This is a genomic window from Paenibacillus sp. FSL M8-0334 (genome assembly GCF_038000405.1).
Taxonomy (GTDB): domain Bacteria; phylum Bacillota; class Bacilli; order Paenibacillales; family Paenibacillaceae; genus Paenibacillus_AQ; species Paenibacillus_AQ campinasensis.
In genome coordinates this window covers 886,449-908,464 of sequence record NZ_JBBOCH010000002.1, presented here as the reverse complement: position 1 = coordinate 908,464, position 22,016 = coordinate 886,449, and the positions used below count along the sequence as shown (strand labels likewise).

Below are 22,016 nucleotides of genomic sequence, written 5' to 3'. Positions count from 1 at the left end.
TTGACAAGTCTTTTTTGAGGAGGGGAATTGTGAATATCTCGTTCATGACCATCCCGGCGAGCGACGGAGTTCAACTGTCCAGCCTGATCGTGCTGCCGGCTGAAGACGGCCCATTTCCCGTGATCATCACCCGAACGCCATATGACAAAATGCAGTTTGTCGAAGCTGCCAAGGGCTGGGCATCCGCAGGGTTCGCCTTTGTGGCTCAGGATGTTCGCGGGCGCCATGGATCCGGTGGTCGGTGGATTCCCTACGATCATGAAGAGGCTGATGGGCTGAGCACGCTGCGATGGGTCCTTGCCCAAGACTGGTGCAACGGTCAGATCGCATTGGAAGGAAGCTCGTATGGCGCTTTTGCCGCTTATGCAGCGGCGCAAGGAGACGGTAGCGCCCTGGCGTCCTCCCTGATTACGCTTGTGCCGGCTATGGGGCTGCACGAAACCGCCTTTCACCCATCCGGCGCTTTTCATCTGCTGGATCGACTATGGTGGGAGGCCAGCTTTGGCAGCTCTAAGGTTAACGAGCAGGATCGTTTCTGGAACATGTATGAGCGCTGCCCGGATGCCATATGGCATCTACCTGTCAGAGACCTGCCCCTTGCATTCCCGATGGAGCTCCCTCATTGGCAGCGGGCGACCGAGCCTGAAGCTGAGCAAGAGACGATTCGACTGGCCGATATTCGCAGTCCCGTAATGCACATCGGCGGGTGGCATGACGCTTTTACCGGTGCCTTGCTGCGAAATTATCGCATATTATCCGAGCGCGCGGATCCCCGGCCGCAAAGTCTGATCATCGGGCCGTGGACGCATGAGGTGAACCAACCCCCCCGCTATCCGGCACGCAGCTATGGGTCGAATACCCGTTTGCCGTTAGCTCGGATGGAAATGAATTGGCTGAGGCACACGCTTCAGGGCGAAGCCTTGCGTTATCCGTCCGTGCTGATTTATGCGATGGGTGCCAACCGCTGGATCGCGCCGCCGGCGTGGCCGCTGCCCGGGACGATAACCAAGGTCTTCTATTTGGCCGGAACAGGAATGCGGCTTCAGGAACAGACACCGAAACAGGAGCAGCCAAGCCATTATCGGTATGATCCTGCAAACCCTCTTCCCGCACGGGAGTACCCCAGCTTTCGGCAGGATCTCGATGCCCGTAGCGATGTGTTGTGCTACACATCCGATGCGCTAAACGAGGACCTGCTTGTGGCCGGTACGGCCTATGTGCACCTATGGGTCAGCTCGTCGTCGAGCCAAACCGACTTCTATGCCTGCTTGTCAGAGGTTGATCCTTCAGGCAACGTCATCTATATTACGAGCGGCTTAGCCCGCAGTACAAGCGCAGCTGCTCCGGAACCCATTAATGAGCAATCGATCGAGATTCCGCTGAAGCCGGTATGTCAGTTGCTGCCGCGCGGGAGCCGAATTCGGATATCGATAAGCAGCAGCTGTTTTCCCGAATATGACCGTTCATTGAACACGATAGGGGATTCGCTCCGACAGTCGGCCTTTGTCCAGGCAGATCAAACGATCTGGCACGACGCTGCACGCCCCTCCCAATTCATACTGCCCTGTCACGATGATGCTTTGGAAAGGTGGTACTATGATAACCAAACCTCTCTATGAACAACTTATTGATAGACGTACTGGCTTTATTACGCGGTTGACGCCTGCGCCGATTCATCCGAACCTCCCCCGTCAAATCTTTTCATGGCGTGCACAAATGGCAGACGGCTTTATATTGGCAGGCATCCCTTCCGACCGAATCGCCGGGGGGACGGCTTTTAATGATGACAAGGCTCGTCTGGCCGCCATCGGCGAAGCAGTCGAACGCTATTGCGGAAATTACATCGGCGCTCCTCTGCTTAAGGGCTCCTACAGAACGTTGACGGCCAAGGGGTACAAGCTGCTCGATCCGTTAAAGGTTCCCCTCTATTCCCGCCAGCAATATACAGCCAAGGGATTTCCGTTTGTACCGATGGATCGGGATCTTGTTATGAATTGGATCGAGGGCGAATCCCTGACAGGGGGCTACCGGATCTGGATTCCCGCTTCTCTTGTCTACATTAACTATCACCAAGAAGCATTTCGCGGGGAACCACAGACTCATTTTGTTCAGTATGCCGGCATCGCTTGCGGCGCAACGCGGAATAGCGCCATCATCTCCGGACTTCTGGAGCTTATCGAGCGAGATGCGGTAGCCATCTGGTGGGGAGCTGATGTACCGCTTCCCGCGTTGAATGTCCGTCGGTATCCCCGTCTTCGGTCTTATGTGGAGCCCATTCAGGCGGACAGTCCCGTAAGCTTCAAATGGTTTCCGATTCCAAATGATTCAGGCATTCCCGTCATCGGCTCTTTGCTGCATGATTCACGGCAGCATATCGTATGCATGGGGTTTGCCGCACGCTTCTCGGCCGAAGAGGCCGCGCTTAAAGCAGCCGCTGAAGCGGCTCAATCCTATCATATCGCGCTGGACTTGCTTGATCCTGACAGCCCGACCTGGAATGCCATACAGCAAGGTATCCTGAACGACAAAGCGCTTAAGCCGTATCGTGCAGATCGCAGCTACCGATCAGCCTTCCGGGACGATTACCGGGATATGGTCGATCTCTACTTGAATTCTCAATACTACATGGATCCCGCCACCCATACTGAAATCTCAAGCTTGCTGAATGCTGAAGAGACCGCCATGCTCCCTGCCGATGCAGCAATCCCGGCAACGATGGAAGCATTGGTGCATCAACTGTCCTCGCTTGATCTGGAAGCTTTCTACGCGGATGTGACAACGCCGGATATTCAAGATATAGGACTGTGTGTGACCAGAGCGATCGTACCGGGTCTTGTCCCCAATGCGCCAACTGCCTTTCCCTATCTGGGACCAGAAAGGCTATATACCATTCCCTGCAGGCTTGGCTGGACAACGGGCCCGCTTACGGAACATCAAATCAATCGCCGTCCGCTGCCTCACAGCTAATGAAAGGGGTGGATTCATGCTCCTCCAGGCCAGGTTCAATCAAATTATTTTGATGGAGCAACACAAGGTCTACGAGATCGAAAAAGGGCTCGCCTTCATATGGAGCGTGCGTTCCGACGGCCAACAATCGCTTACCGACATCCTTCATCACGGAATGGCCGCCGAATTTCCCGACACGCCGGACACCATATACGAATTCCGGACCCAGGCTGCATCCCGTATTCGCGTCCATCCATTGGAGCCAGCTTCTTTGCCGCCAGAGCAGCTGGTGCATCTCCTGACCAAGCTAAGAGCCCATTCCTGGCGCTCCCTGCAGCTTGCGACGATCTGTCGGCAAAAATATATACGCGAACGTTTGGACATGTTTCTGTCCTTCCTTAATCAGCAATTCGGCGTTCAATTCAAAAACACGCAGCGTCTTGTTCCTTTTGTCCTAACCCATGAACATATTGCAAATGCTATTAATTCGACCCGTTCCACCGTCACTCGAATGATGAATGAGCTTGAGCAGGAAGGTCAAATCTCTCATGTGCAGCTGGGCAAAAACCGGCTGATTGTGTTCCCCTCGGCCCAATCGTCGGAAGTGGGCAGGTTGGTTTAACCGACCATCGGCATTTTCTTTCATCGAAGCCGTTCAGCAAGCCGTTTCCGAATCCGACTTTCCTCTAACAAAAAGGGGCTGTCTCAAAAGTCATCGTAGATGACTGAGGGACAGCTCCTTCTTTAATTTGTAAAACAAAAAGAAACCTCTCTTTGGTAAAATGAAGGTACCACCCAAACATTTCCCTAAAGGAGAGGTTTCTTTGTACATTCAATATACCATGGACCAACTGTTTCTGCCAATGGACCTTGAGGAAGATATTCCACAAAATCACGTCGTTCGCATCATCAACGATGCCGTCAACCGAATCGACGACAAGATCTTCGAGGCCGCCTACTCTGGAGGCGGTCGTCCTAGCTTCCACCCCAAACTCATGACGAAGATCATCATTTACGCCTACAGCCAACGGATCTATTCATCCCGTCAAATTGCGAAGGCTGTGAGGGAGAACATCCCCTTCATGTGGCTTGCCGCCCGGCAGCGCCCGGACTTCCGCACCATAAACCGATTCCGCTCAGAGCGGATGAAAGACGTTCTCGAAAAAGTATTCACGGCTGTGTTGGAACTGCTTGTGGAAGAGGGCTACATTAAGCTAGAGCATTACTTCGTCGACGGTACCAAGATCGAGGCGAATGCCAACCGCTATACGTTTGTCTGGGGGAAATCCGTTGTCAAGCAACAGGCGAAACTTGAGGAGAAAGTAAAATCGCTCTTCACCGAGATTGAGGAGCAGGAACTGCTGGAAGAAGCGGCTCATGCGGGCGAGGACCTGGCTGAACTGGGCGAGTCCAACGAACTGACCAGCGCTAAGCTGGAGAAGGCCGTTGCGAAATTGGAGCAAAAGCTACAACATGAACCGAAAAACAAACCAGTGAAGAAAGCCGTCCGCCTTCTGCGCAAGGATCTACTTCCCCGCAAGCATAAGTATGAGCTTCAACGGAAACTGCTGGGCGACCGTAACAGCTACAGTAAGACTGACCCGGATGCAACCTTCATGCGAATGAAAGAAGACCATATGCGAAACGGCCAACTTAAGCCAGGATACAATGTTCAGATCGGTACGGAAAACCAATTTATCGTCGGCTACTCCTTGCACCAACGACCGACGGACACGCGCTGCCTCATTCCCCATCTAGAGAAAGTAAAAGAAATGTTGGGTAAGTTGCCGAAGACCATCATTGCGGACGCTGGTTACGGCAGCGAAGAAAATTACGCGCGCTTGGAGCAGGAAGATTGCGAGGCGCTTGTCAAATATAACACCTTTCATAAAGAAAATTCGAAGAAGTGGAAGCAAGACATCAGCAAGATCGACAACTGGACTTACCAGCAGGAGTCCGATACTTGGTTGTGTCCGAATGGCCGCACGCTCCACTTCCTGCGAGAGCGCAAGAAAAAGAACGAAAGCGGATATGAGCAACAGGTACGCCATTATCGGAGTGCTGACTGTGAGGGCTGTCCATTCAGAGAAAGATGCAGTAAAACAAACAGGAACCGAGAGATCGAGGTGAGCATGACCTTTCTTCGCTACAAGGCAGAAGCAAGAAAGAAGCTTCGGAGCGAGGAAGGACGAGAGTTATCCATCCGGCGCATGATTGAGGTTGAGAGTGTGTTCGGACAAATGAAAAACAACCGAGGATTCCGGCGATTCCTGCTTCGAGGCTTGCCGAAAGTAAGCACGGAGGTAGGGTGGCTTTCGCTTGCCCACAATCTGCTCAAGCGAGCGACATTGAGTCAAAAAATTGAAAACGGCCGGTCAGGAATAGACTCCTGACCGGCCGTTTTTCAATGTCTAAAGCAGGGATTACTGATTCGTACGTTCTTTAACCCCCCTTTTGAGACAGCTCCTTTTTTCATTCCCTGGCTATACCTTGCGGCTTACTCTTGATCTTCCCAAACAAAAGGATTATGAACAAGAGCATGATGATGCGGGTCTACCTGTACCGGGGCCGCATTCACTTGATCCAGAACTTCAAAAATGCTCTGCTCTTCGGCTTGCAAAAGCTCCTTTTTCATTCGTTATCCCTCCTTTGATCGTCTTGTCAGGCGATGAATCGATCACCCGCTTCTTAAGTTTACCTTTCCCGATAAGTCCGCTCGGTCTGGTGCAGCACACATCTTTGGTGTCGGCGAACACATCATCCTCTTGAAATTGCCCTCAAAATATAGATTGATGATAGCTTTTCATATTAATAGAAGATCAGGTGATCCTATGCCCAAGTACGATATTCCCCAGGGTTGTATACCATTCACAGGTCAGGACGGACGAAGCTACTATATGAACGAGCAAGGTCAGCTCGTACGTGTTAATTTTAAAGAAGCCCGCTCGATGAAGAGCTGGACTGCACTTCGAGCCGGGCAAAGCCGTGAATGGCAGGAAGAAGAGCTGACAGATGAACTTCGGCTAGCCCTGTCCAAGCTCAAGGGTGAAGAGCTAACTTCCCTGCAATCGCAGCCGATCCGCACCTCCATTATGGCCCATACTGATCTAGCCGCCGTCCTGAAAGTTCTCTTAACGCTATCCGGCATACACTGCGATACCATAGAGGAGCCCCAGCTGCTTGACCCGGCTACAGATTACTTGCTAGTGGCAGCCGGTATCTTTCGTTGCAATATGTTCAAGCAAGCAGAAGAAGCTTTCCTCACGACGGGGATTCCTTGGATCCCTCTTTATCTGGAAGGAAAGCTTGTCCGATTCGGTCCGCTCATGGGACCTTATTTACAGCTAAAGGACTTGACGACTCGGCTCTTGTCCGCAAGTCCCTCCCCTGATGTTCTTCAGGATTTTTGGGCCTATGCCGAAACGATCCGTGATCCCGGCCTTCCCTTTTCCCGTTCTGAACAGCAATGGCTCGTAGCCACCATTTCCCTTCTGCTTGAGGAATGGCATAGCGGACGCAGCCGAAAGCGCGGATTCCCGCCCGAACGGTATCAGCTGACGTTGATTCCGACGACAAGAGAGATTATCTACCACCCCGTATTGAGATTGCCGTCCTCGGCAAGTGCAGAAAGGATGAAAAGCCTATGACACCACCGATTCATGTCCTTGGCTTGCTCGGAAGCCTGCGCCAGAATTCACGCACCGAGCTGGCCCTGAACCGCTGTTTGGAGGCAGCACAGCAGGAAGGGGCGGAGACGAGCATTTTTGATGCACGCAGGTCTCCCCTGCCCTTTTGCGATGGACGCGATGATCAGTCGCTGTACCCGGAGGCGGTACATGAGCTGCGCCGACAGGTTGCGCAGACTGATGCCCTGGTGTTTGCTTCTCCGGAGTACATTGGAAGTTATTCTGCCGCCATCAAGAACATGCTCGACTTCCTTGGCCCCGATCATTTGCGCGGCAAAATCGCCGGAGTGATCGGAGTTGCGGCAGATCATTCCGCCTCGAATACCGTCTACCACCTGTCGAACATTCTGCTGCGCTGCGGCTGCTGGGTCGTACCGATCCATGCCCAAATCCCGGCCAGCGAAATTATTTTTCAACAGCCTGACTCTGCCTCGGCACAGAAACTGTTGTCCATTCTGGATGCATTAGGCCGGGACATCGTAGTGACGGTGCATAGGCACCATTCTAGCAAGTCGAAAGCATAAAGTCAGTCATGTTAGCTGACGGAGCACCCTTGCCCCCTGCCGATGACAAATCGTTCGCGTATTAGCCGCGTTTCTCTTCTTGCACGGACTCACGGTTATCACTTGCAATCGCGTAAGGCAAAAAAACAGGGCTGCCGCTTTCCGGATCTTGGATGACGTTCGCATGAATGCCAAATGCCTGCCTTAAAGTTTCAATTGTCAACACCTCGTCCGGCTCTCCATCCGCTACAATGCGGCCTTTTTGCAGCACGATCATGCGATCCGCATATTTGGCGGCCTGATTCAAATCATGCAGCACCACGACAATTGTCATGCCTCTTTCCTGATTCAAACGGCGGACCAGCTCCAGTATTTCGAGTTGGTGCCGAACATCCAGAAAGGTGGTCGGTTCATCCAGCATGAGAATTGGCGTTGATTGCGCCAAGGCCAGGGCAATCCAGGCCCGCTGGCGCTCGCCTCCGGATAACGTATCGAGCATGCGATGCTGAAAGCTCGTCATCCCCGTCAGATGGAGCGCCTCATCAATAGCCGCATGGTCCTGTCTTCTCAACATTCGCAGCGGACCGGCATGCGGGTAGCGCCCCTGCTCTACCAATTCCCTGACCGTCAAGCTTGCCGGAACTTCGGGCGATTGCGGCAAGACGGCAAGCTGGCGGGCCACAGCAGCCGAGGATAAGGTCGAAATTGCGACCCCATCCAAATAAACGGTTCCCTGGTGAGGCTTCAGCAGCCTGGCCAGGGCCTTCAGCAGCGTCGACTTGCCGGAGCCGTTTGTCCCGGTTAGCGCTGTAACCTTCCCTGGCGCTATCGACAAGCTCAGTTGCGTCACAATGGTGTTGTCCGCATAGCGCACATCCAAATGCTCTGCAGCCAGCACCGAGACTTTACTTCTAGTGTTCATTTGCATCCCCGTTTCACCTCCTGGAAGTTATTGCACCTGTCTCGCTCATATCGTGTACCTCAGTTGTTAATCGTAATTAATACGATTATACACGCAAATGGCAGCCAGTTCAATTCATTTCACTTTGGTGCCATTGATCCACTGTATCCCATTCCGGATTTGACTTTAATACCATCCACTTCTATAATTTAATTGTAAAAATTACGATTAACGAAGATTTAAGTATGAAGGAGTGAATAAAAAATGACCACCACAACATCCCATGATCCCCGTATTCCCGTTACTGTCTTGACCGGTTTTCTTGGTGCCGGGAAAACAACGCTGCTCAATCATGTATTAACTGCGGAACACGGTCAGAAGATCGCCGTCATCGTCAACGAATTTGGAGAGGTCGGCATCGATAACCAGCTTGTCGTCGGCGCAGATGAAGAAATCTTTGAAATGAACAACGGCTGCATATGCTGTACCGTTCGGGGAGATCTCATCCGCATTCTTGCTGATTTGAAGGATGCCAAGCTCGGGCAGGGCGGACGTCGCAAAGCCGATTTCGACCGCGTCCTGATTGAGACCACCGGCCTTGCCGATCCGGCTCCGGTGGCGCAAACGTTCTTTGTAGACGAGGAAATCTCCGAATTTTATAAACTGGATGCCATCGTCACCGTGGTGGACGCCAGACATGCCGGTCAGCATCTGGACGAAGGCCATGAAGCGCAGGAACAGGTCGCTTTCGCAGATGTCATGCTGCTTAACAAGACAGATCTGGTCTCCGAAGAAGACCTCGGACAGCTGGAGCAGCGTCTTCGCTCGATGAACCAGGCCGCCAAAATATATCGCACGCAGCAATCCCGGATCGAAATCGATCGCATTCTCGGTATCGGCGCATTCGATTTGGAGAAAAAGCTGGAGCTTGAGCCTGGATTCCTGGAAGAAGATCACCATGATCACGATGATGAGGTTTTCTCCATCTTCTTCCGCGAGTCCCGCCCGCTCGACCTGAATAAGGTAGAAAGATTCATCAACAAATGGCTGGTGGATCATGGAACAGACACCTTCCGCTACAAGGGCGTCCTGAATATCAAAGGCACCAACAAAAGGGTCGTCTTCCAAGGCATCCACATGCTGTTCGGCGCTTACCCGGACCGGGATTGGAAACCAGGAGAGACGCGAACGAGCGAATTTGTCGTGATCGGCCGCAACCTCGACGAGGAATGGTTCCGCAAGCAATTTGCAGCCTGCGTGGCCGACTGAAGCAGATGAAGGAGCAAGAAGCGCGCACCATCAATGTGCCGCTTCTTTTTATTTCCTCTCCCGGCTTAGAAGGTATCGTTCAAGCCATCTCCTCCAGCTTGCTGAGCAGACTCTGTTTGGAAAAATGCTCCCCGATAAACACGGCCACATCCTGAAGCTGACCCTGGGGCCGGATCGGAATCAGCTCCAACTGTTTGTATGCATATTGAAACAGCATGCGCTCCCCGGTGCTTGCTGTATATACCCCTTTTGCCCGATATATGCCATCCGGCAGCTCGTTCATCACCTGTTCCCACCGATGGTTATCCACGGGCTGCGAAAAATAATGTGTACAAACCATCACATGATCATAGGAATGATGATGGTCGTGACCGGCAGGATCGTGATCGCCGTGATCGTTCCGGGAGTCCAGCCCGCCGTTGTGAGCATGATGATGATCTCCACGAACGTCAACAGCAGAGCGCGCCTTAGCGTTAGACCGACTGAACGCTCCTGAGCCCGAAGCCTCCGGTTCAAGCATAAGATTCCACAAGCATTCATCCAATTCACAGTGAATGGCAGGCTGAATCGAAGCAACCGGATTCAATGCGGCCATTAGCTGCGTGACCTCCTCTAATTCTTTCTCGCCTACCAGATCGCGTTTGTTCAGGACCAGCATTGATGCGCAGCGGATCTGATCCTCCATTAACCGGTAAGTCCTTCCCCTTGTGCCGCAAGACAGCTGAAGAAAATGGGAAGCATCCACGATTGTCACCACGGCCCGGATATCGATAGGCGTTAACAAAGCCGTTTCCGTTACCGTATCCAAAATTTCGATCGGGTTAGCAACCCCTGTCGCCTCAATGAGTATGAGATCCGGAGTCTCTTGTTCAATCAGCCCCTTGATCTCCATGGATAAATCGCCGCGAATCGTGCAGCAGATGCAGCCGCTGAGCATTTCTCGCATCGCTACCTCTTCATCCACCAGCTGACCGTCCAGATTAACATCACCTACCTCGTTCATAATGACCGCAGGTTTGATGCTCTTATTCACGCATTCACCTAATAGGCGAGTCAGGAGAGTGGTCTTGCCGCTTCCCAGGAACCCCGACAGTATGAGGATCGGGATCATTGTCATGATGTGTAGCCCTCTTTTCTCTCCTCCTCGGCAGCACGGGATGGCTTCTCTAGTCCTGTCACTGAAAGTCCGGTAGCTACAAAACGCTGGTCAAAAGAATAAACGATTCTCTCCTCCAGACGTCCTCCCGCCGCATGCCGACGAACCAATTCCCTGCCCAGCTCCGGGCTGATATCCTTGTACCAGACCCCTTCCGGATAAGCGACCACGACACAGGCATCGGCGCATCTACCGTTGCAGCGCGTACGCGTCGTATGGATTTGCCGATCCGCGTCAAGCAAAGCGATTTCGTCCCTGATCGCCAGCGTCACTTCATCCGCCTGCTTCTTCATGCAGCTGCCGCCGTTGCATATCAGGAAATGGCAGGCTGTCTCCTGCAAATTCCAAGTTGTCATATCTTGTTCCTCCTTAACTTTGTACGGGGCTCGTATTCGTGTGTTATGGACTTACTTTGTCAGGGTAGAGTCCGGCAGCAAGTGTTCTGAGGGCAATCGGCGCTCGAATTCCCTCGGCAGCTGCCGAAAGCGGCAGCACGATAAACCGCTCATTGCGGACCGCCTCGATATGGACGAGCGAAGCCATGCTCAGCAAGCGGTCTTTCTTCTGCTCCGCGGACTCGTCCCCGTAGTCTACGATTACGATGACATCCGGATTGCGGTCCACGACCTCTTCCCAGCTCACTTCCGCCCAGCCTTTATCGATATCATCGAAAATATTTGTTCCGCCCACCTGATTGATCAAGCTCGTTAAATACGTATTGGCGGCTGTAAGCGCCTTGTCGCTTCCACTGTCATATACAAAAATCTTTAGCGGCTGATCTACGGGTCCAATCCACGTCTGAATGTCTTCCAGCTCGCTGCGAATTTCGTTCACCAACGCCTCAGCCCGTTCTTCTACGCGAAAGATTATTCCGATATTAAGAATATCCTCATACACATCCTCAAGCGTCGGCTTCGGTCTGTTGGAGGATTCATGTACATAAGTCATCACGCCTTGCGCCGCCAAATCTTCTCGTGAACCGAGCGTTTCCTCAGTAAAAGCACTCTGCCATCCCGCATAAGCAAAATCAGGCTCAGCCGCGAGGAATACCTCCTTGGATGGATATTTATCCGATAGGACCGGGATCTGCACATACGCCTCCTGAAAATCAGACAGAATGCTGTCATCCAAATAAGCGGTTCCCACCATGGAAGATTCCAGTCCAAGGGCCAGCATCACCTCAGTGGCATGCTGATTAAGCGTTACCGCTCTTTTCGGGGCTTCGGGGAAGGAGATCTTCTCCCCCATGTTCTCCAGCTCGACCGAGGTGTCCTCGGCAGTAGCAGGTGCTGAATTCGATGCATCCGACAACGCAGTTGCCTGCGTGCTTTGGCCTCCTCCGCAAGCGGTCAGCTGCACCAATAACAGAGTAAGCAGGATAATCAACGGGATATTTTTTCTTTTCATTTATGTTTCTCCTCCATCCTAAGTGCGTGTTGCCTTGCGGGCAATTAGTGTCACGGTAGCCGGAGCTTCTGGCGGCTCGACCGGCATCGCACCGGCAAATGGGTCTCCTCCATACCCCCACTGATCAGGGATGTAGGGTGTGACATTTTTCCCTGTCATCATGGCTTCCTTTATGGTTTCAGTGGCCCCAAGTGCCTCCTCCTTCCCGTATGTCCCCGGCGGAAGCGCCGTCAACCAAGGCTCGGTCAGACCAAAATTACAAACGATTCGCGATACTTCGAAGCCAGCCGCTGATAGCAGCAAAGCGGTCTCCTTCGGCGTCATTAACGCGAACTCACGTTCAACCCGATACTTTGAAGTCATCGTGCCTTCCCTGTAGGTTTCATAATCGATCATGCACCGGAACACTTGTCTTAAGAGCGATGTCTCTCCTTCCAGTTGACGGGAAATCCATTTGTTCGGGAGCAGCTGCTTCCTCTGCTGCATCTTCCAGCCGATCCCGCTCGGCGGCAGATGCACATCCACCGCAATCCAGCCGCCATCCTCCATGCACCGATGCAAGCCGCCCAGCAAAGCAACATGCTCATCCATCAGCGTAAAGTGCTGCAGAAATCCGTCAGGACATAAGACATGGGTGAACTGCGTCTCGGGATGATATTTCAGAGCATCCTGCTCCACCAGCTGCCATCGTTCTTCCGCCGTGTCCTTAAAGATTCGTTTACGTTTCGCTTCCGCCGCCTTCAGCATGCGCGGGCTCCAATCTACGCCACAGTACTGTTCTGTTAACGGAGCGAGCTCCGTGGCCAAACGGCCTGTCCCGACCCCAAGCTCCAGCGCTTTCACCGGCTTTAGGGACGCTTTTATCCAGGATTTGTAAAACTTGACTCCTGCTTTGCCAGCAAATTGGTCATAATATTCCGCTTCATCGCCTTCATACTTCGGACTCTGCTGACGCTCATGGCGGACACCCTGGATGCCGCAGCGCGAACATACGGTTCCCGCCAACTTCGTAATCGGTATTCCTGGCGGCACGCCGTTTCGCGAGTCCCCATTCCATTCGTCATACATATATCCGCAATAACTGCACCGAGTTAACGCCACGAATTTCTCCTCCTCAAAGTTTTGTGAGCATGGCTTCATGGGTCAGCTTCGTACAAAATTCACTTCGGAAGCATAAACAGCTCAGTTCACAAGCATCTCCGGCAGGAAGGTAATCGCCGGCTTGCCCGTAGAAGGATGACGAGAAATTTGCGTTTTCACTCCGAACACACGGAGCAGCAGCTCCTTCTGCATCACCTCTTCGGGGCGGCCGGCGGCCACGATTCTGCCATCGTTCAGTACATATATTCGATCACAATAACAGGCCGCTATATTCAAATCATGGAGCGCGGCGAATGAAGTCAATTTCAACGCTTTAACCAAATCCATCATCTGCAGCTGATATCGAATATCCAGATGGTTGGTAGGTTCGTCCAGGATCAAGAAGCCTGCCTCTTGTGCCAATGCTCTTGCTATCAGTACACGCTGTTTCTCCCCGCCGGATAAGGTTGCGAAGCTGCTCGAAGCCACATGCTGCATGCCCACCCGCGCCAAAGCCCGCTCTGCGATCTCCTGATCTCTGGCCGTGTCTGACTCCAAGAGGCGCTTATGGGGAGCACGCCCCATCATGACGATATCCATGACGGCAAAATCAAAGGCCATGTTTGCTTCCTGGCTGACCACCGCCATACTGCGGGCCGTTTCCTTCTGCGTCATCTGCGACAAATCCTTCCCGTTCAGGTAAACCCCGCCTCGATCAGGCTTAAGCACACGGTATATATTTTTGAGCAATGTCGATTTCCCACTGCCGTTCGGGCCGATCAATCCGATAAACTCGCCTTCGATTATTTCCAAGGAAATAGACTCGATCAAGCGCTTGTCGCGGACGCTGTAAGAGATCTCTTCAACCTTCATGTTCATTCCTGTCCACCTCCGAATGAATATGAGCTTCGGCGCAGAAGCCAGATAAAGAAAGGGCCGCCGCATAGAGCAGTCACAATACCGATTGGCAATTCCTCCGGCGCCAATGCCATTCTGGCTAGCACATCAGCCCACACGATGAATATCGCACCCAGAAACAAACTGACAGGGAGCACGCGGCGGTGATCGGAACCGATCAACAGTCGTACAATATGAGGAATCATCAGACCCACGAAGCCAATGGATCCGCTGATTGACACCAGCGTGCCCGTCAGCAGTGCCAGGGTCAGAATCAAGACGATACGAAAATGCTGGATGTTCACGCCGAGGGTAACCGCCGTATCGTCTCCCATGAGCAGCGCATTCAGTGATCGATACTGCAGCAAGAACAGCAGGGTGCCTGCCAGAACGATCAGAACAGGGAACGTCATATAAGACCATTTGGCTCCCGCGAGGCTCCCCATCATCCAATACATCGCTGTGCGAATGCCCTCCTCGCGCGGCGCCATCGTGACTATAAAATTCGTTGCCGCCGACATCATCATGGAGATCGCAATGCCTGATAACAGAAGTCTGGTTGTGGAGATGCGACCCGCTACGCGAGCAAGCAGAAATACAAGCCCCATCGCTACGAGTGCACCCATAAACGCCGCGAGAGACAGCGCATATTGACCGAAATAGGAGAACGCACCGAGCAGAATGACCAGCGTTGCTCCTACAGAAGCACCGGAAGAAACGCCGAGAATATACGGATCAGCCAGGGAATTGCGCATCAATGCTTGTGCGGCTACACCGGCCACGGATAGCCCTGCCCCAACAACGGCGCCGAGCAGCACTCGGGGGAAGCGAATGTCCCAGATAATGTGGCTTTGTCCTTGGCTCCATGTCTGGTCCACCTTTCCGGCAAATCCAGGCAGATTGGACAGCGCGATTTTCCATACCGTCCCCGGATCTATAGCCACCGGACCGAGCATCACCGCAGCCGTGATCGATACCAACAGCATCGCAGCCAGCAAAACTAGAATTCCCGCAAACCAAACACGGTGATGGGGTCCCTCACGTGGTGTCCTGCTGCCCATTAAACCCGATGCCCCACGATCAGCATTCGCGGAGAATATCGCTCGTGATAGGCGTCTCCATCATAACTTCCGTAAACTTCATCGATGACGAGACCCGCATCGATCAGCATGCTCCCCATCGCCTTCAGAGCATACAGTTTAACGCGCTCCGTATAGCTGCGTGGTTCCTTGTCCCCATCCTCAATCATGATCCGCTTAGTTACAAAGCCGCTGTGAATCTGACGTCTCTCGGAGATGATGACACCGCTCTCCTCCCGCCTGGAAAATGGGACAAGATGGTCTTGGATATATCCGGCGTTCAGCACATCCATCACAAAGCGCCCGCCTGGCTTAAGGGCTCTTCGTATTTGCCTCAGCACATCCAGCTGTTCTCGGTCGGCTCCGAAGTAGCCGAAGGATGTGAACAGATTGACAACAGCATCGAAGTTTTCGATAAAGTGGTCATCGGCTGGCAATGCACGCATATCGGCCTCCACCCATCTCACGCGTTTCTCCGAATCCAATTCCCTCGCCCTTCGCAGCAGCACGGAGGATAGATCCACACCGGTGACACGATAGCCTGCATTAGCCAGTGCTAAGGCGTGCCTGCCCGCTCCACAGCACAGATCAAGGACCTGACTGCCTGAAGGCAGCTTCAACCATTCCAAGACTTGCTGAACGACCTGATCGGCCTCCTGTTGATTCCGGTGCCTGTAGACAAGCAGATAGTCCTCTCCGAAGCTTTTTTCATACCATGGTACCGTTTCACTTATACTCATCTGTTCCTCCATTTTTCGCATTCTATTTAATCGTAATTTTTACGATTTATAGACGTGGCCATTCCACATTACTCCAATGCTGCACCTCCTCATGCATCATTTCACCTTTTCTATATTAATCGTAATTTTTACGATTATCAACCTTGAATTTGCTACCCGACAAAAAAACACACGCTCCTTGAAGAGGAGCGCGTGCTCAACAAAAAACTCGGCATGCCGCCTTTGGATGATTCTACTCCACTGGTTCTTCATTCTGCTGCCGCTGGCATGTTTCACAAATTCCGTATACCTCAAAGCGATGCCGCAGCACCTTATAGTTGCCAGGCAGCTCTAGCCCCTGATCCATCGGGCAATAATCAAAGGGAAGCGTCTTCTCGCAGTTGACACAGATCAAGTGATGGTGATGATGCGCTGTACAATTCTCCTTGAATTTCAATCCGCCGTCCATAAAATAGAAATGCTCTAATACCCCCATCTCGCTTAACATCCGGAGATTGCGGTACACGGTGTCCAGACTCATGCTCGGATAACGGATTGACATTTGATCATAGACATCCTTGGGCGACAAGTAGCCTTCATGATCCGCAAAAATCTGCGCGAGCGTTCTTCGCTGCTCGGTCACTCTCCATCCGTTCCTTGCCATCGTCTCCAGCATTTCTCTTACCTTGGATTGGTTTTCTCTCATGCTCGGCACGTTCCTTCCTCGGCATACAAAGCTTGTTCTGTCCGAATCCATACTGTCTTTGTATTTTAACAAGAAAGGGCGAATTTGTCATATCACGTGCCAAGACACAGCTTCATTTCTCTGTCTTCACGGCGAATCGGGTCCGTGCCCGCTTCGTTGCCTCCACCATATTCCGCAGAGCTCCGACCGTCTCCTCCTGCCTGCGTGTCTTCAGGCCACAATCCGGGTTAATCCAGAATTGGCTCGGTTCAAGCACGCGCAATGCCCGCTCGATCATGGCGTCGATTTCTTCGACCGAAGGCACGCGCGGACTGTGGATATCATACACGCCTAAACCGATCTCTTTATCATAGCTGTAGTGCTCGAAGCTCTCGATCAGTTCCCCATGGCTGCGGGATGTCTCAATCGAAATGACATCGGCATCCAGCTCGTTGATCGTATCAATGATGTCATGGAACTCGGAGTAGCACATATGCGTATGAATCAGCGTTTCGTTTCGAACGGTCGAGGTGGACAGGCGGAACGCCCGTACCGTCCATTCCAGATAATGCGGCCAATGTTCCCGCTTGAGCGGCAGCCCCTCGCGCAGCGCCGGCTCATCCACCTGGATCATGCCGATGCCTGCCGCTTCCAGCGCCTCGACCTCCTCACGAAGCGCCAAGGCAATTTGATAGGCTACTTCCTCCCGGGGCTTGTCGTCCCGCACAAACGACCAGTTCAGAATGGTCACCGGTCCGGTCAGCATGCCCTTCACCGGCTTGCTGGTCAGCGACTGCGCATAGACCGTCTCCTCGACGGTCATTGGCCCTGTCCAATCGACATCTCCATAGATGACCGGCGGTTTAACGCAGCGCGAGCCGTAGGACTGCACCCATCCATTCGAAGTAAATGCAAACCCCGCCAATTTCTCCCCAAAAAACTCGACCATATCGTTTCGCTCGAACTCGCCGTGCACAAGCACATCCAGCTCCAGCTCTTCCTGAATCCTGATCCATGCTCCGATCTGCTCCTGGATAAATGCTTCATAACGCTCGTTACTCCACTCGCCCTTGCGCCAGCTTCTCCGGGCGCTGCGAATTTCCGGTGTTTGCGGAAAGCTGCCGATGGTCGTTGTCGGCAGCAGCGGCAGATTCCACCGCTTCTGCTGCCCCTGCTTCCGCACTCCGTAGCTGTCCGGACGGGAAGTTGGCTGCGAGCTCAGATCGGCCATTCGCTGCTGCACCCGCTGACTGTTCCGGGCCGCAGACTGCTGCAGCACTTGGCGCGCACGTTCCGCTGCTTCCACTTCAGCACGAACAGCCTCATAGCCGAGTCTAACAGACTTTACCAGCACGTTGATCTCGTCCAGCTTCTCCTCCGCAAACGCGAGCGCCCCCTGCAGGGCTGCATCCAGCGCGGATTCCTCCGCTGCACGGATCGGCACATGCAGCAGACTGCAGGACGGCTGCAGCACGATACGATTTAGAGATACGTGATCGGACAACGCCTGCAGCGACTCCAGCTTGTTTATCAAGTCGGCTCTCCATATCCCGCGTCCGTCGATCAGGCCAGCGCCCAGCAGCTTGTCTTCAGGAAATCCGGATTCCTCGATCGCCTGCAGATTTCGTCCATGGTCATGCACGAAATCCAGGCCGATGCCATGAACGGGCAGCGAGACAATCGCTTTATAATGATCCACCGCGTCAAAATACGTCTGAAGCATCAGCTGGATGCCTGGCGCTTCTGTGACCAGCCGGTCATAAATCCGAGCGATACGCTGCAGATCCGCCTCCGCCAAGGTCGTGCACAGTATCGGCTCGTCAACCTGAACCCATTCCACGCCTTCTGCCGCCAGCTCCCTCAGCACTTGGCCATATAGGGGAAGCAGCTGGTCAATCCAGCTGTCCAGCTGACCTGCATCATACCCTTTAGACAGCTTTAGGAACGTATACGGTCCAATGATCACCGGTCTTCCCTTGATGCCAAGCTCCGTCTTGGCCTCACGGTATGCTTCCAGCGGACGATTGCGGGTCAGCTTAGGGCTGACGCTCTGCAGTTCGGGCACGATATAATGGTAGTTCGTATTAAACCATTTTGTCATCTCGCAAGCAGCAGCCTCGCGGCTCCCTCGAGCCATGGCGTAATACACGGACAGGTCCGGATCGGCGCCTTCCCAACCGAACCTTGGTGGAATCAGCCCGAACATGACGGCCGTATCCAATACATGATCATAATAAGTGAAGTCCCCAACAGGAATGACATCGATCCCTTTCTTCTGCTGAAGCTCCAGATGGCGCAGGCGTATGCTTTTTAATTGCTCATGAAAATCCGCCTCCGCCAGGTTGCCGGACCAATAGGCCTCCAGGGCCTTTTTCCACTCTCTGTTCAGTCCGATGCGGGGGTATCCCAAATTTGCGCTCTTCATAAACGTATCCCTCCTCCTCGTATCTCCATCTCTCGATTGGTTAGGAATAAAATAGCATACTTTATCATCCATAGAGTAAATCTAATAATCTATTGCCTGCTATAGCCAAAAGCTATACCAAAGCCCATGAATCCCTTTCAGGGCTATGTCTACCCGGGAAAACACCAGTTAGCACAGCATGCTTGCCGTTCCATTTTCATCACCCCACTGTTTACCGGCTCCGAGTTTTATAGTACACTCCATAATAGTAATAATTACGAACATTGAACATCAATGCATCGCTTATTGCATGATTCGCGGTTAGCAGAACGGACAGCGACGAGTCACTGGAATAGCTTTGCAGCGGATGACTAGGAGTGTAGATGCCATGAAATCCATCCATGCCAATAACATGCTGCCCCCAAAACCGGAGCGCCACCGTCTATTCGGTTCCACCGATCCGATTCCCGGGAGCAAACCAACGGTGAAAGAGCAGATGACCGATTTGCAGAACCACCATGCAGACTACCTGTTTCCTATTCAGCATGTCGGTGTGTCCAACGTCCGGCACCCGATACAGGTTCATTCGGATATCGAGCCTAAGCGCCAGACCAGCATTGCAACGATGACCTTAACAACGAGTTTGCCCCAAGCCTCGAAAGGCATTAATATGAGCCGACTGACCGAGCAGCTGGAAATGTATCGTCAGAAGGGCCTGAGCAGCGAGCTGGCTGATATGTGCGATTTTGTCCATGAGCTTGCAGAACGAATGGGGCAGGACAAGGCCGAAATCACGATCTCCTTTCCTTGGTTTTATGAACGCACCGCCCCGGTAACCGGGTTCGCCGGGCTGAATCATGCGGAAGCTACGATTCAGACTACCTATGAGAAAGGACAGCCTTACCGAACCATCGTAAGCCTAAATGCAGCTGTAACCACCTTGTGCCCGTGCTCCAAGGAGATTAGCGAATATAGCGCGCATAACCAGCGGGGGAGGGTGACGATGACGGTCGAGATCGACCCGGCTTCGCCACCGGCGCATGACTGGAAAGCGATGCTGCTCGCGGCTGCCGAGTCCAATGCCAGCAGCGCGCTCCACCCGGTTCTGAAACGTCCCGACGAGAAAAGAGTCACCGAACAGGCTTATGAGAATCCTCGTTTCGTGGAAGATATGGTGCGTCTGGTTGCTGCAGATTTGTATGAAATGGATGACGTGCTGGCCTTCAAAGTGGAATGCCGAAATGAAGAGTCCATTCATCTTCACGATGCGTATGCCATCATTGATTTCGATAAAAGAAAAGAAGGAGCGGCACGATAGTGTGCGGCTCCTTCTTTTTTGCTCTACACGCCTGACCCGATAATCCGTTCATCTGGGAACAGCCCTTGTGATAAGCGCCATATGGCGATCGAAGCTGACCAGCTGCAGCTGTCAGCCATGATGTTCAAGCCGGGCAAACGCCTCGGCGCAGGCGCCCAGCAGCAAACAATACGACCGATTATGCCCGATAAAAAAAGACGACAGATCGTATCGTTTCCCCGATGGTTCATACGTTACGAGCAGACGATGCTTCATCCGCTCCATAGCAAACTGCACGAACCGGTCGGTTTTCTCGGAGGCAGGCATCGTTATATAGGCGTAGAGTGAATGATCTTCCGGCTCGTCCAAGGGACTGACGCCCGCACAGGAGAACTCGGTCGGGATATTCATTCGCTTCAAGCATGCAAGCGCATCAAACATCTCCACATCCACCTCGATGTCACCGAGCCATACGACTTGTTTGGCCCTCAATCTCCGTTTCGGACGCTGCAGCCAGCCTGCGAGCTCCGATCTCCTCCGGTGCCACCGTTCTACGGAATGAGTACTGATCACCTGTTCCTCTTCAGGCTTGGGGCTAATCACTGACACATAACTCCCTCCGATCTGTGAGTACATACATGGCTGAGCTACCGATCAGGATTCGCTCACAACAACGGCACTTCGCTGGGCATAATGCGGCACTCTGCTGGCAACTTTATCTCAGTTGTTGGAAATCGCGCCTTTTTATAATCGTAATAATTACTATTTATAACAGTGTAATCATCCGCATTCTTTTTGTCAACGCCTATAACTCATACGAAAATAATAAGCCGTCGCATGGCATGTATTCCGCTCTTCATTCATATACTCTTAATCACCTAAGAGATGTCACTGGCACGGATTAAAGCATGATCTAATATCGTAATTTTTACATACGAACAAGGGGGATTACATATGAAGCCAACACCCGTTATCATAATCAGCGGTTTTTTAGGCAGTGGTAAAACGACGCTGCTTCTCGAGCTGATCAAAGACCTGAATGCCCGAAACCTCAAGCCGGCAATCCTGATGAACGAATTGGGCAAAGCCGACGTAGATGGTTCGATTTTGGCGGAATCCGCCCAGGGGCTGCCTGTGGAAAAGCGGTTTGACGGCTGCATCTGCTGCAGCAAGAAAAGCGAAATTTCCGGAGCGCTCCAAAGCCTGCTGGATCTGGCTCCCGATGTCATCCTTGTTGAGCTCACCGGCGTAGCCAACCCGGAAGAGGTCGTGGATGCGATGGCCGAACCCGAGCTGATCGACAAGGTGATGCTGCACAACATCGTTACGGTGGTCGACGCGGAACATGTGCTGGAGTATAACAGCATATTCTCAGCTGATAAACAGCTTGTTTACACGCTGCGCAGGCAGCTGGAAGTGGCCGACGTGATCCTGGTCAACAAGCAGGACCTTGTCCCATACCCCCATCTGTCCAAAGTTCATCATCTCATCAAGAAATATAATGATACGGCGCAGATCTTCAACACAACCCTGGGCAAATTCAATCAAGAAGCCGTGATCGGAGCACTGAGACCCTTGCATCACCAGGCGAAAACAACGGTTCGATTCAACATCGTTTCTGCCCATTCCCATACGCATCATCCACACCACGGCTCTGCATCGTCGAGCAGGTCAGAGCAGCCGGGGCACGCTTCCTTCTCCCGCATCCAGACCATTATGATCCCCATCAGCAGGCAGACGGCGCTTTCTTTGCCAAGGCTGACAAAGTGGCTGAAAACAACGGGGCAGCATGTGCTCCGCGCGAAAGGGTATGTTGCCCTGAAAGGCTCCTCCACACCATCCCTGATTCAGTTTTCAGGAAAGCAGCTTCGTTCGGAAAGCACCGCCTATACAGGCGCTTATTATCTGGTCATGATCGGATATGAGCTGGATGAACGTGCTTTGCTGCAGGAATGGCAAGCCAACGTCATCGCCTGACCTCTTACTC

General features: G+C 52.7%; 21 protein-coding genes. 9 read left to right on the top strand and 12 right to left on the bottom strand.

Going from position 1 to position 22,016, the window contains the following annotated elements; all coding sequences use genetic code 11:
* Nucleotides 1–29: 29 nt before the first annotated feature.
* From MKX64_RS18305 to MKX64_RS18290, 4 genes are all read left to right on the top strand, one after another.
* Nucleotides 30–1,619 carry a CocE/NonD family hydrolase gene (locus tag MKX64_RS18305; RefSeq protein ID WP_341036919.1) on the top strand — a complete coding sequence of 530 codons (1,590 nt, stop codon included), beginning with the start codon at nucleotides 30–32 and terminating at the stop codon, nucleotides 1,617–1,619.
* Nucleotides 1,597–2,967, top strand: a complete 1,371-nt coding sequence (locus tag MKX64_RS18300) for a YcaO-like family protein (RefSeq protein ID WP_176475505.1) — start codon at nucleotides 1,597–1,599, stop codon at nucleotides 2,965–2,967. Before MKX64_RS18305 ends, MKX64_RS18300 begins: the two co-directional genes overlap by 23 nt.
* Before the next feature lie 16 nt (nucleotides 2,968–2,983).
* Nucleotides 2,984–3,568 carry a Crp/Fnr family transcriptional regulator gene (locus MKX64_RS18295; RefSeq protein ID WP_095264091.1) on the top strand — a complete coding sequence of 195 codons (585 nt, stop codon included), beginning with the start codon at nucleotides 2,984–2,986 and terminating at the stop codon, nucleotides 3,566–3,568.
* A gap of 202 nt (nucleotides 3,569–3,770) precedes the next feature.
* Nucleotides 3,771–5,339 carry an IS1182 family transposase gene (locus MKX64_RS18290; RefSeq protein ID WP_155619198.1) on the top strand — a complete coding sequence of 523 codons (1,569 nt, stop codon included), beginning with the start codon at nucleotides 3,771–3,773 and terminating at the stop codon, nucleotides 5,337–5,339.
* A gap of 104 nt (nucleotides 5,340–5,443) precedes the next feature.
* On the opposite strand, the gene MKX64_RS18285 is transcribed toward MKX64_RS18290, so the two are convergent.
* The gene (locus tag MKX64_RS18285) at nucleotides 5,444–5,581 is read right to left on the bottom strand and encodes a hypothetical protein (protein WP_155617660.1); all 138 of its coding nucleotides are present in this window, start codon (nucleotides 5,579–5,581) and stop codon (nucleotides 5,444–5,446) included.
* A 196-nt stretch (nucleotides 5,582–5,777) separates the two neighbouring features.
* Between MKX64_RS18285 and MKX64_RS18280 the strand changes: the two genes are divergently transcribed.
* Both MKX64_RS18280 and MKX64_RS18275 read left to right on the top strand, forming a co-directional pair.
* Nucleotides 5,778–6,593: a hypothetical protein gene (locus tag MKX64_RS18280; protein WP_095264089.1), complete on the top strand. Its 816-nt coding sequence runs from the start codon at nucleotides 5,778–5,780 to the stop codon at nucleotides 6,591–6,593.
* Entirely contained in the window at nucleotides 6,590–7,156 is a 567-nt protein-coding gene (locus MKX64_RS18275) for an NADPH-dependent FMN reductase (protein WP_095264087.1), read from the top strand. The genes MKX64_RS18280 and MKX64_RS18275 overlap by 4 nt, the downstream gene beginning before the upstream one ends.
* Nucleotides 7,157–7,217: 61 nt before the next feature.
* On the opposite strand, the gene MKX64_RS18270 is transcribed toward MKX64_RS18275, so the two are convergent.
* On the bottom strand, nucleotides 7,218–8,063 hold the full coding sequence (locus MKX64_RS18270; RefSeq protein ID WP_095264085.1) for a heme ABC transporter ATP-binding protein: 846 nt from the start codon (nucleotides 8,061–8,063) through the stop codon (nucleotides 7,218–7,220).
* A 237-nt stretch (nucleotides 8,064–8,300) separates the two neighbouring features.
* Here MKX64_RS18270 and MKX64_RS18265 point away from each other — a divergent pair, with 237 nt between their 5' ends.
* A complete protein-coding gene (locus MKX64_RS18265; RefSeq protein ID WP_095397990.1) occupies nucleotides 8,301–9,305 on the top strand; it encodes a CobW family GTP-binding protein in 1,005 nt (334 codons plus the stop codon).
* Nucleotides 9,306–9,384: 79 nt separating this feature from the next.
* On the opposite strand, the gene MKX64_RS18260 is transcribed toward MKX64_RS18265, so the two are convergent.
* The 9 genes from MKX64_RS18260 to metE all read right to left on the bottom strand — a co-directional run bounded on the left by MKX64_RS18260 (nucleotide 9,385) and on the right by metE (nucleotide 18,753).
* On the bottom strand, nucleotides 9,385–10,422 hold the full coding sequence (locus MKX64_RS18260; RefSeq protein ID WP_095397989.1) for a CobW family GTP-binding protein: 1,038 nt from the start codon (nucleotides 10,420–10,422) through the stop codon (nucleotides 9,385–9,387).
* Nucleotides 10,419–10,817: a (2Fe-2S) ferredoxin domain-containing protein gene (locus MKX64_RS18255; RefSeq protein WP_095397988.1), complete on the bottom strand. Its 399-nt coding sequence runs from the start codon at nucleotides 10,815–10,817 to the stop codon at nucleotides 10,419–10,421. The genes MKX64_RS18260 and MKX64_RS18255 overlap by 4 nt, the downstream gene beginning before the upstream one ends.
* Nucleotides 10,818–10,860: 43 nt before the next feature.
* Nucleotides 10,861–11,868, bottom strand: coding sequence for an ABC transporter substrate-binding protein (locus MKX64_RS18250; protein WP_155617663.1), 1,008 nt, complete (start codon nucleotides 11,866–11,868; stop codon nucleotides 10,861–10,863).
* Nucleotides 11,869–11,886: 18 nt separating this feature from the next.
* Nucleotides 11,887–12,969, bottom strand: a complete 1,083-nt coding sequence (locus MKX64_RS18245; protein ID WP_330163940.1) for a methyltransferase — start codon at nucleotides 12,967–12,969, stop codon at nucleotides 11,887–11,889.
* Nucleotides 12,970–13,050: 81 nt separating this feature from the next.
* Nucleotides 13,051–13,827 (bottom strand): heme ABC transporter ATP-binding protein, encoded by a 777-nt coding sequence (locus tag MKX64_RS18240; protein ID WP_341036912.1) that lies wholly within the window; start codon nucleotides 13,825–13,827, stop codon nucleotides 13,051–13,053.
* The gene (locus tag MKX64_RS18235) at nucleotides 13,824–14,906 is read right to left on the bottom strand and encodes a FecCD family ABC transporter permease (protein ID WP_095264069.1); all 1,083 of its coding nucleotides are present in this window, start codon (nucleotides 14,904–14,906) and stop codon (nucleotides 13,824–13,826) included. Before MKX64_RS18235 ends, MKX64_RS18240 begins: the two co-directional genes overlap by 4 nt.
* Nucleotides 14,906–15,664, bottom strand: coding sequence for a class I SAM-dependent methyltransferase (locus MKX64_RS18230; protein WP_095264066.1), 759 nt, complete (start codon nucleotides 15,662–15,664; stop codon nucleotides 14,906–14,908). The genes MKX64_RS18235 and MKX64_RS18230 overlap by 1 nt, the downstream gene beginning before the upstream one ends.
* 232 nt (nucleotides 15,665–15,896) lie before the next feature.
* Nucleotides 15,897–16,349: a Fur family transcriptional regulator gene (locus MKX64_RS18225; RefSeq protein WP_095264064.1), complete on the bottom strand. Its 453-nt coding sequence runs from the start codon at nucleotides 16,347–16,349 to the stop codon at nucleotides 15,897–15,899.
* Nucleotides 16,350–16,461: 112 nt separating this feature from the next.
* Nucleotides 16,462–18,753, bottom strand: coding sequence for a 5-methyltetrahydropteroyltriglutamate--homocysteine S-methyltransferase (gene metE, locus MKX64_RS18220; protein ID WP_341036910.1), 2,292 nt, complete (start codon nucleotides 18,751–18,753; stop codon nucleotides 16,462–16,464).
* Between the two features lie 367 nt (nucleotides 18,754–19,120).
* Between metE and folE2 the strand changes: the two genes are divergently transcribed.
* Nucleotides 19,121–20,050 (top strand): GTP cyclohydrolase FolE2, encoded by a 930-nt coding sequence (gene folE2 / locus MKX64_RS18215; protein ID WP_095397984.1) that lies wholly within the window; start codon nucleotides 19,121–19,123, stop codon nucleotides 20,048–20,050.
* 111 nt (nucleotides 20,051–20,161) lie between these two features.
* Here the strand turns inward: folE2 and MKX64_RS18210 are convergent, their stop codons facing one another.
* The gene (locus MKX64_RS18210; protein ID WP_330163941.1) at nucleotides 20,162–20,638 is read right to left on the bottom strand and encodes a hypothetical protein; all 477 of its coding nucleotides are present in this window, start codon (nucleotides 20,636–20,638) and stop codon (nucleotides 20,162–20,164) included.
* Between the two features lie 345 nt (nucleotides 20,639–20,983).
* Between MKX64_RS18210 and MKX64_RS18205 the strand changes: the two genes are divergently transcribed.
* Nucleotides 20,984–22,006, top strand: a complete 1,023-nt coding sequence (locus MKX64_RS18205) for a CobW family GTP-binding protein (RefSeq protein ID WP_095264057.1) — start codon at nucleotides 20,984–20,986, stop codon at nucleotides 22,004–22,006.
* Nucleotides 22,007–22,016: the final 10 nt, after the last annotated feature.